Source organism: Salinivibrio sp. PR919 (assembly GCF_001995355.1).
In the GTDB taxonomy this organism is placed as follows: domain Bacteria; phylum Pseudomonadota; class Gammaproteobacteria; order Enterobacterales; family Vibrionaceae; genus Salinivibrio; species Salinivibrio proteolyticus.
In genome coordinates this window covers 1-9,475 of record NZ_MUFL01000103.1, presented here as the reverse complement: position 1 = coordinate 9,475, position 9,475 = coordinate 1, and the positions used below count along the sequence as shown (strand labels likewise).

General features: G+C 48.9%; 8 protein-coding genes, 1 tRNA gene and 1 pseudogene. 2 read left to right on the top strand and 8 right to left on the bottom strand.

The window, feature by feature from the left end; genetic code table 11:
* The first annotated feature begins 92 nt into the window (after positions 1-92).
* Positions 93-731, top strand: a complete 639-nt coding sequence (locus BZG83_RS14815; RefSeq protein ID WP_077481671.1) for an NAD(P)-dependent oxidoreductase — start codon at positions 93-95, stop codon at positions 729-731.
* Positions 732-738: 7 nt separating this feature from the next.
* Here BZG83_RS14815 and BZG83_RS14810 read toward each other — a convergent pair whose 3' ends face one another.
* The 4 genes and pseudogenes from BZG83_RS14810 to BZG83_RS14795 form a co-directional block, all read right to left on the bottom strand.
* Complete coding sequence (locus tag BZG83_RS14810) at positions 739-1,758, bottom strand: S66 family peptidase (protein WP_077481669.1); 1,020 nt, start codon at positions 1,756-1,758, stop codon at positions 739-741.
* Positions 1,759-1,829: 71 nt separating this feature from the next.
* Positions 1,830-3,041, bottom strand: coding sequence for an L-2-hydroxyglutarate oxidase (gene lhgO, locus BZG83_RS14805; RefSeq protein WP_077481667.1), 1,212 nt, complete (start codon positions 3,039-3,041; stop codon positions 1,830-1,832).
* Between the two features lie 22 nt (positions 3,042-3,063).
* Positions 3,064-3,510, bottom strand: a complete 447-nt coding sequence (locus tag BZG83_RS14800; RefSeq protein WP_077481665.1) for a GNAT family N-acetyltransferase — start codon at positions 3,508-3,510, stop codon at positions 3,064-3,066.
* A gap of 324 nt (positions 3,511-3,834) precedes the next feature.
* Positions 3,835-4,467: pseudogene (locus BZG83_RS14795) on the bottom strand (cation transporter); the annotation flags it as partial.
* Positions 4,468-4,737: 270 nt separating this feature from the next.
* Here BZG83_RS14795 and BZG83_RS16795 point away from each other — a divergent pair.
* A complete protein-coding gene (locus BZG83_RS16795; protein ID WP_158011501.1) occupies positions 4,738-4,884 on the top strand; it encodes a hypothetical protein in 147 nt (48 codons plus the stop codon).
* Positions 4,885-4,904: 20 nt separating this feature from the next.
* On the opposite strand, the gene BZG83_RS14790 is transcribed toward BZG83_RS16795, so the two are convergent.
* The 4 genes from BZG83_RS14790 to BZG83_RS14775 all read right to left on the bottom strand — a co-directional run bounded on the left by BZG83_RS14790 (position 4,905) and on the right by BZG83_RS14775 (position 9,273).
* Positions 4,905-5,831 carry a YeiH family protein gene (locus BZG83_RS14790; protein ID WP_077481661.1) on the bottom strand — a complete coding sequence of 309 codons (927 nt, stop codon included), beginning with the start codon at positions 5,829-5,831 and terminating at the stop codon, positions 4,905-4,907.
* Positions 5,832-5,968: 137 nt separating this feature from the next.
* Positions 5,969-6,847: a LysR family transcriptional regulator gene (locus BZG83_RS14785; RefSeq protein ID WP_046073412.1), complete on the bottom strand. Its 879-nt coding sequence runs from the start codon at positions 6,845-6,847 to the stop codon at positions 5,969-5,971.
* Positions 6,848-6,933: 86 nt separating this feature from the next.
* A complete protein-coding gene (locus tag BZG83_RS14780; RefSeq protein WP_077481659.1) occupies positions 6,934-8,883 on the bottom strand; it encodes a methyl-accepting chemotaxis protein in 1,950 nt (649 codons plus the stop codon).
* A gap of 303 nt (positions 8,884-9,186) precedes the next feature.
* Positions 9,187-9,273 (bottom strand) — tRNA-Leu (locus tag BZG83_RS14775).
* Positions 9,274-9,475 lie beyond the last annotated feature (202 nt).

The window sequence follows — 9,475 nt, the reverse complement described above, 5'->3', positions numbered from 1 at the left end:
GATACAAACTGTATCTATTATGATTATTTATCCAATAAATGAAAGCCAATAAGCTACATCCATCCAAGCAATCACAGCATGAGGAAGACAATATGAAAATCGCAATTATTGGTGCAACAGGTTGGATCGGTAGCCAAATCGTCGAAGAAGCGCGTCATCGTGGGCATGAGGTTATTGCTCTTGTCCGTCAGCCAGAAAAAGTGACCCGCGACGATGTCGAAGTACGTCAATTCGACTTGCTGGATAATCATCACTCTGTACAACAGGCCGTTGCTGACGCTGATGCAGTCATTGCCGCTGTGGGCGGGCGCGCTGCAGGCAACCATGAGATGGTAGCAACCAGCGCTAAGCGCTTAATTGACGAATTACCCGCGGCTAATGTCAAACGTTTACTTTGGGTCGGCGGTGCTGGCTCGCTAGAAGTTTCACCGGGAGTCGAGCTGGTCAGCCTGCCCGACTTCCCTGACGCTTATAAAGCAGAAGCGCTCGCTCAAGGCGACGCTTTGAAGGTATTCCGTGAACACGCCCATACCCTAGATTGGACGTTCATCAGCCCTGCCGCAGAGATTTTCCCGGGCGACAAAATAGGCCGCTATCGCGTTGGTGCGGATACCTTGCTTACCGATGACCATGGTGACAGCAAAATCAGCGTTGCTGACTATGCTATCGCGATGATCGACGAACTGGAAAGTGGTGCCCACCGTCGCCAACGTATCGGTGTGGCTTACTAATCCAAGCTCATTGCCCAGCGTGCTCACCCGCCAACCAAGGTTGCGTGAGTGAGACCGTCTGGGCATCAAAATCAATACAGGCTTGGGCCCCCAAAGGTGTAGTTAACATCGGATGCGTGTGGCAACTGTCAAAACCATCAACCACTGCGAGCGGCTGGCCATCGAGTATTTCTTCAAGAACGTCATAGGTTGAACGTCCCGTTCCTTTGTTATCAAAAAGCTCGTGTTTACCAAGTAACACCGCGCCTACCGTATCAAACACCCCAGCCAGTTTTAGGTGTGCGAGTGAGCGCTCAACCGTGGCAATATCAAGCAAAGAGTCCTCAATCAGCAGAATATCGCCTGTTTCAATCGCTGGCATATAAGGTGTTCCCCAGATCCCACTCAGCGTATTGAGGTTGCCACCGATAATGCGCCCATTTACCTGACCTTTACCCATAAATTGCCATGCATTCTCATAGGTCGGTTTTGCCTCTGTCTGTTCGCCCCAATCAATCATGACATCCGTCCATTGGGCAGGCATCTTATAGGTCATCGGCAGCGTTACATTCTCAGTTGTTACGGCTCGAAACGCATCAAAGGTTTCATCAACCAGTGGCGGAAACTCCCCTAAAGACGCCACTAATGCTGGCCCATAAAACGTGATTAATCCCGTTTTGGCATAGATACCGAGCAGTAAAGCAGTGAGGTCCGAATAACCCACGATAATCTTAGGATCATCAGCCAGGGCGGCATAATCGATATAGGGAAGTAAAGCATTGCTGTTCATTCCACCAATCGTCGACATGATGCAGCGCACATTCGGATCACGGATCAGCTGGTTGAGCTCTTCCGCACGCGCCTTGATCGAGCCTGAGCGATAGTGATCCGATTGTCCGGTCAATACCCCCGCCTTCAGATCAAAGCCTTGTGCTTTGACATAATCCATCGCGCGTTCAAATCGTTGGGGCGCAAATACGGTGGCTGGTGATGATGGCGAGAAAAAGCCAATTGTCTCGCCTTTTTTAAGAGGTGGTGGCAATAACATCTTGTCTTCCTTGATTTTTAATCTCCCTAGTATTAAATCATCAGGACGAGACAGCCACAATACTCCGCCGATTAATCGTTGTGAGGCGTACTGATAGTCTGACAAATGTGTTCGGCAATTGGCATGGCTGAGGTAGCCGCTGGCGATGGGGCGTTACACACATGGAGACTGCGTGCAGATCGAACGAAGAGGAAATCGCCCACCAGCTCACCGCTATTCAACACCGCTTGGGCACGAATACCGGCTGGGTAAGGGTGTAAATCATCCAATTGAATTGACGGACAATACTTACGAACCTGCTTGAGGTATCCCGGTTTATAATGCGCGTTCCACCATTCTTTTATACCGGTGCTCAGATTCGCTGCAGTGACTCGCCAAAATCCGCGAAAACGCAGCATATCAAGCGTATCACGCCAACTAAAATTGTATGAGGCATACCCCTCGCGTTTCCAGCCCTGAACGGCATTTGGGCCTACCGTCAAACCACCATCAACCATCCGTGTGACATGGACGCCCAAGAAAGGCAAATCTGGGTCCGGCACTGGATAGATCAAATGCGACACTAACTCCCGATGCTTTTTCGCTAGTTGATAGTATTCGCCACGATAGGGGATGATTTGAAACGATGTCGCTAACCCTTGCAGCTTCGCCATGCGATCTGCCATCAAACCGGCACAAACAACTAAAAATTCGGCGTGATAACGTTGCGACTCTCCCTGCGATTGGGTATCAATCAGCACACCGTCGTGGTCTTCGTGTAGCTTCGTCACTTGAGTATTTAGCACAAGATGCCCACCAGCTGCGACAAAGCGTCCGGCCATTTTTTCTGTGACTTGCGCGTAATCAACAACACTGGTCGCTTTGACATAGATCGCGCCTAAACCGCGTACATTCGGTTCAGCACTGGCGAGTTGTTGGGCATCCCAACACTCACACTCGATCTCATTGAGCAAACAACGTTGATACAAATCATGCATCCGCGCCAGTTCTGTCTCTGTGGTCGCGACGATTAACTTGCCACACTGCTTATAAGGAATACCTTCTTGCTCACAAAAAGCTTTGGTCGCGGCAGCGCCACGCTTACAAAAATCCGCCTTCAAACTACCGGGCGGATAATACACGCCAGCATGGATTACGCCGCTATTATGGCCCGTTTGATGTTGGGCCAAAGCAGGTTCCTTTTCTATCAATAAGGTGCGTTTGTTTGGATATCGCTGTTGCAACTGCCAAGCGGTGGCCACGCCGACGATACCGCCCCCAACGACCACAAAATCGTACGCCATTCGCTACTCCTTTCGTCACCCGTTAATCGGTCACGTCCAGAAAATAATACTGGCTAACGTCGCAAATAAAACCAAAAGATTCAAAAAGATGATGAGCGGCATGGTTGCTTTGATGGGTTTGTAGCAATAAGCAAGCGGCTTGGCGGGCACGAGCCTCTTTGAGAGCGTGCGAGATTAATGCCCGTGCGATACCTTGTCGCCGTGAATCCGGCTGCACGTACAAATCGTTAATAATTAAGCCACGGCGCGCCCTCGCTAGTGAATACAAAGGCGTTAGGTGGACAAATCCCACCATGGAGGATTGGTAAGAAGCGGTCAATATACAAGTATCTTGCTCGCGCAACCGCTGCTCAGTAAACGCCCTTGTTTGACTGAGCGGCGGACGAATCGCAAGCCAGCGCTGGTATTGGTCAAATAACACGGTGAGGGTATCTAGATCATTTAACTCCGCTTTTGCTATATGCAACATTCTTTCTCTACCGCAGCGCTATGGTTACTTTTCAGTGTAAGCGCCATCACGACGTTCTGCTGCCAACACCTCAACAGACGAGCATAGAGAGCAAAATATATTTCTTCACACTACGTTGAAATCGCCCACAGTATCTGGGTTGATATGAACACCAACATAAAAAGTTATAGTGCATAAAGTGCGGTAAATAAGGCGACTAAACGCCGCCTCAGTATATGCCGCCCCCTGCAAGGATATAGGAGAATCGTTTGGCTAGATCCGTGTTGCGTCGTGTTCTGATTACGCCATTGAGCGGGTGCGATACCACTTTACTGTAACAGGCGCGAGTTCTTTTAACGCGTTACGCACCATAACGAATGGCACTTTGATGAAGTAGAACGACATCAACACCATCATCATAGGATCTGCATAAACCGCATAATCCGACCAAGGTGAATGCGCCACTAACCAAGCACCTAAAAAGCCTAAGGTGACCGCCAGACTTAATAAGGTGTCCATTTGCCACTGGCGCGATTCCGCCTCCACCAACTGGCTTTGCCCTGCTTGGTTTTTGCGTGCAATCATCCACCATCCGTAACCACAACCCACCACGTTGACAATACCAAACAGCACCGCCAATGACGGGTTAACCGCACGTCCGCCTTCGACCAAGGAAGAGACCGCTTCATACAGAGAGTAACTCACCAACAGCATAATCACGGCGCCTTTAATGGCGACAACAAGCGGTGTCAGCAGCGCACGTGTGATCGGCCGTGCGTAACGCGAGTGGATATACCATGACGCGCCCAGTGACAACAAAGTTAACACTAGACTAATCAACGAGTAGATACCGTCGAACATAATCACTAAAGAGCCAGCAATCCATCCAACGGCAAGGCCGGCGATGGCAAACCCCAATGCGAGAAGGGCCGAAAACACTAATACTGACTTTTCATTGATCACGTTTTGAGAAGACATAAAACACCAAAAGTAGAAAACACGCACATATTCTTGGTGCTACTGCGCCGCTTTACAAACACGAACTTGCTGACATTTTCACCACCCCGCTAAGGAAAAAATGAAAGGCGTTTTATTTCAACAGTTTATGCATAAAAATCACTGTCAATATTTCTGACAGTGAGTGTTCTAAACAAATTTTAGTTATGAGATAGCGCTAAATCGCATTTTGCTTGCATATAACTTTTACGCATACTAAATCTAAATTTAGATTCTTTATGGACTAAGAAGATGAGAAAAGGCGTGTTACTCGCGGCAATTAGCTTGCAGCTTTTCCTCGCGATAACCAGCACAGGATGGTGGCAGTTTGGTGCGGCACTCAGTGCGTTTCTGTTGGTCGCGGTATTACGTTTACCTCAGGACACGCCGCGTGAGTGAACCTGAGGCAACGACGGAGACTAGGCAGCTAGCAGCAGCCAAGCAAGCGATGTACAGGAGATAATCACCCACAGTGCGACACCAAACAATAAGGGTTTGGGGCCTGCCGTGCGTAGCTGGGTGACAGAAATACTGCAGCCGATTAAGAATAAACACACCACTAATACTTGTTTTGAGATGGCGAAAATCACCTCATAGATGGGTTGCGCTTGGACAAAGACATCACTGATACCAATCGCCAGACAATAAAAAACGATAAAGTACGGAATCGTGATTTTTTTAGCGTGGCTGCGAAACATGAGTGCGCTGACAAACGCCACTGGCACAATCCATAATGCGCGCGCAAGTTTGAGGGTGGTCGCAGTGGTTAGTGCTTGCTCACCATAAGCGGACGCCGCGCCCACCACCGATGATGTATCATGAATCGCGATCGCCGCCCAGGTTCCAAACGTGTGCTGATCTAAGCCCAGCGCATGCCCAACCATAGGAAACACAAACAGCGCCAATGAATTCAACACAAACACCGTGCCTAACGCGAGACCAATTTGTTTATCATCCGCATTGATAGCGGGCGAGACAGCTGCGATTGCACTGCCGCCACAAATGGCAGTGCCTGAGGCAATCAGGTGACCCGTCTTTTTATCCAGCCCCATAAGTTTGCCCAGTAATGTGCCAAAAATCAGCGTGCCTGCAATGGTGGCAATAATCAGCCCTATCCCATCGCCTGTCACGGCGAGCGCCTCTTGCAGCGGGATACCAAACCCCAGACCCACAATCGAATAAGCCAGTAACTTTTTGGTGATTTTCGTGAGCGGAATTGCACTTGGCACCCAGCCTAGGGAGGTCAGCAAAAAACCCAATACCAATGCAATCGGCGAGCTCACCCAAGGGGTTAAACAGGCTAACACAGCCAATGAAAAAGGAAGATAACGCGTGTATGCGGTCATAATGATGCTCGGTGAAATTCAGTGACGGCATTGTAGCGCTCAGTGATTGTTCAGAAAATCTTAAACTTTTTAACCTAGGTTAAGTTTTGCTTAACATGTATTGTAAGGCATTGAAAAACAATCATCGAGGCGCACATTTAGAAATCAAACAAGTAATTGGTAATGCTATCACTCAGCCATTGGATCCCAGGATGCTCGGCCATCCCTGAGGCGGTGAATAGGCAGTAGTCTTCTTGGGTTAAGCCATAGGTGTGTTTGATCACCGCTAAGCGCTGTTCTCGTAAGTATTGCCGGATCAGCGGCTCAGGCAACACGCCCCACGCTTCTTCTTGTAAGATAGTGTTGAGCATATATTCAAAGCTCGAAAAGCCAATATAGCGGCGTGAGAAAGGCTGCAGCTCGGGATTGTCTTTTTCATTGAGATAGACCATTACCGCTTGCATGGCATTACGCAGTTGATCATCACTGACCCGACGCAGTCGACTCAACGGGTGCTCGCTGTTGCACACCGACATCATGCGAATTTTACCCAACGGCTGATAGTTGATGCGCGGATCGTCAATGCGCTCGTAGTCCACGCCAAACGCAAAGTCGACTTGTTGGGTTTCAACCAAATTGGCCAAATCACCGCTCGAGGCCAAGACTAGGTTGAAGGACGTCGCCGTAAAGCGCTTATTGAGCTGATGCGCCCAGTCCTGCCAAAGCTGATCGGGGATCGCATCATCACGCGCGATCCACACTTCGGCATTAAAGCCCGCGTTCGCTTGCTCGCACGTACGACGAATGCGGGCCGCGGTGACCGATATACTCTCGAAATCTTTGTACACAGCTTTGCCGATTTCCGACAGTGTTAGACGGTTACCGGTGCGATCGAACAACTCAGCGTTAAGTGATTGTTCTAGCGCTTTAATCGCCATGCTCAACCGTGAACGATTCACATCTAGCTGACGTGCAGCTTCAGACACCGAGCCAGTCTCTGCGACTGCACAAAACGCATCAATTTGGGTTAGATTCATGCCGCCCTCCTCACGCTATCCTACCGGATCGCGGCAAAGACACAAAGCGCTATTACCGCTTGTCAGCGCCCTTTGACGTTCGGCGATTACGCATTCAACCCTTTAAACGCGCTGACTTTTTTAGTGAGCTCTTTCATACGTAAATCAAACCCACTCACCGCCTGTTCACTTTGCTCAAACACTTCTTGAGTGCGAGTACCCTGCTGAGCAAGCTCTTCAATGCTCTGGTTGATTTCATTCACCGCGCCGCTTTGCGTATTGGCACCCTCGGCAATCCGCTCATTATGTTCAAACAATTGCTGCAAATGGCTATCCAAGGTGCGCATACTTTCTACCGCTTGTTGGTGCGTGTCGAGACTATGCTGGCTATCCTGACTGACTTGGTTGATTTGGCCGGTCACATTATCTGACGCCGAGCGCAGCTGATTGATAATTTCTTGGATCTCACTGGTCGACTCGCCGGTGCGTTGCGACAGTGAGCGCACTTCATCAGCAACCACCGCAAAGCCGCGACCATGTTCGCCCGCTCGCGCTGCCTCAATCGCCGCGTTTAGTGCAAGTAAATTGGTTTGTTCCGAGATGGTACTGATGACCTCAAGCACGCGAAGAATATTCTCGATATGGTGATTCAATTCATCCAAACTGCTCTGACTCGAGGCCATGTTTTCGCCTAGTTGTTCAATATGCCGCAGGCTGGTATTCATGCCATTTAAAGCATCTTGAAGCGCCGCATTCCCAGCTTGAGACAACTCGCCAGCGTGATTAGCCGAATCCGTCACGTCGGTAGTGATTTCAGTAATGTCTTGACTCGCGGCAGAAATCGTTTGTAGCGACTGCTGCTGCACCATACCGGCTTGATTCACCTCATGAGCTTGCTGCTTGAGGACACCAAATGCGGACTGCGACTCGTCAACTGTCTGGTTTACCGCTTGCAACGCATCTCGGATACGAGCTAGCAAACCATTGATCTTATTCGCTAAGCGACCGACTTCCGCTTCGTCGTTCACGGCAATCTGGTGGCTAAGGTCGAGTCGACTGGCAATTTCATCGACCTCGGCGGAAAGCTTTTTTATCGGCTGCGTCAAACTACTGATCACCCAATGGGTAACAAGGAGTGCAATAGCAATAAACACCAAGGTCACTAATAAAGATTGGATAAATTGATCCAGGATGGGCCCTGTAATTTGTGCTTTGGGAATCTCAACCACCACAAAACGGTCTAAGTCAGCAAGCCAATAAGACCCCAGCAGAAACGCTTCATCACCGATAGTCACTTCGCTGATCACCGGTTTGTCTGTTCCCTTGGTCACCGCTTGACGAAATGCGCTCGCATTATCCGCATTCAGTGCCGAATCGGTCGGTGCGACCTGCACACTGCCATCGCGCGCGGCAAGCATAGCTCTTCCCTGCTCACCAATGCGAAACCCCTGCACTAGATTCACTAAACTACTTACATTAAACCCTACCCCCGCTACCACATACGGCTGACCCGTCGCAGGGTTTTCTGGCACGCTGCGATAATTAATAAAAATCACATACTGATTGCCATTGGGATCTTTGTTCATGTTCAGCTCATAGGGCTGATTTTTACTCAGAAAATTCGGGTAAAAATCTTTAAACGGATAGGTGGTCATTGATGCGCTGCGATGCTCGCCGTCATAAGTAAAAATATACTTCCCTTGGCTACTATCGAGCGTTGCAAATGCGTTGTCTGCCCCCAAGCGCGTCTTGGCATTCGAAAGCGCTTGATGAATCGGCGCGAGATTGGTCAGATCGCCGCCATTATCCACCCAATCAATCAGTCCAGAGTGATGGGCAAGAAAGTTAGAACCGGTGATCGCAGGTTGTAGCTCATTGCTAATTTCAAACGCCAGCCCCCTCAGCTGGCTGGGTAAAATAATATTCTTGAGATCATCGAGTTGCTTGTTTGCTGACAACATCGCTTGTTGCACCATCGCAATCAAAGTGCTGAGCACTAAGATGGTCGAAAGAACAATATAAATTCGCTTTCTGATTGAAAGAGTTTGCCAACGCATACGCCGTCCTTTTTATTATCATTACTAACCAACATATCAATATTAGTCAGCAAACTAGACAAGCATGATGGATTAATGACAAACGATATAATATACGGTGCTTTGGTGAGAACACTGAGGAAAAGGAATGGAAACATTCAAAATATCAGTATCTTTTCTCTATATTTCTATACAAATTTACCATGATTCAACCCTGCTCAGCGCAAGGGAATAAGATTTAAACGTTTCAAAATATGACAACGGGCACCGGAGAGATGTGAGGAGAACCTGAGAGGTAAAGGAGATAGGATAGCGAGAGTGCTATGGTGCCCCGGGCCGGACTTGAACCGGCACAGCGCGAACGCCGAGGGATTTTAAATCCCTTGTGTCTACCAATTCCACCACCAGGGCAACGCAGTTATGCGTGGTAGCACCATAGTCCGCAGTCTGCGCCGCGAACGAAGGTGTACTTTAATGAAATTTAACGAGAGGTCAATAGCCCTTTTATTCTTTTTGATTCAATTGGTTGAAAAGCAGCCAGAGAAATGCGTTTCGTCGTCAGCAATGAATAAACGCTCATATATCATAAATGGTTTAATCGTATACTTATATG

Coding starts and splice junctions, on each gene's coding strand:
- BZG83_RS14815 (WP_077481671.1), top strand. CDS start 93: ATGAAAATCGCAATTATTGGTGCAACAGGTTGGATCGGTAGCCAAATC.
- BZG83_RS14810 (WP_077481669.1), bottom strand. CDS start 1,758: ATGTTATTGCCACCACCTCTTAAAAAAGGCGAGACAATTGGCTTTTTC.
- lhgO (WP_077481667.1), bottom strand. CDS start 3,041: ATGGCGTACGATTTTGTGGTCGTTGGGGGCGGTATCGTCGGCGTGGCC.
- BZG83_RS14800 (WP_077481665.1), bottom strand. CDS start 3,510: ATGTTGCATATAGCAAAAGCGGAGTTAAATGATCTAGATACCCTCACC.
- BZG83_RS16795 (WP_158011501.1), top strand. CDS start 4,738: ATGAGAAAAGGCGTGTTACTCGCGGCAATTAGCTTGCAGCTTTTCCTC.
- BZG83_RS14790 (WP_077481661.1), bottom strand. CDS start 5,831: ATGACCGCATACACGCGTTATCTTCCTTTTTCATTGGCTGTGTTAGCC.
- BZG83_RS14785 (WP_046073412.1), bottom strand. CDS start 6,847: ATGAATCTAACCCAAATTGATGCGTTTTGTGCAGTCGCAGAGACTGGC.
- BZG83_RS14780 (WP_077481659.1), bottom strand. CDS start 8,883: ATGCGTTGGCAAACTCTTTCAATCAGAAAGCGAATTTATATTGTTCTT.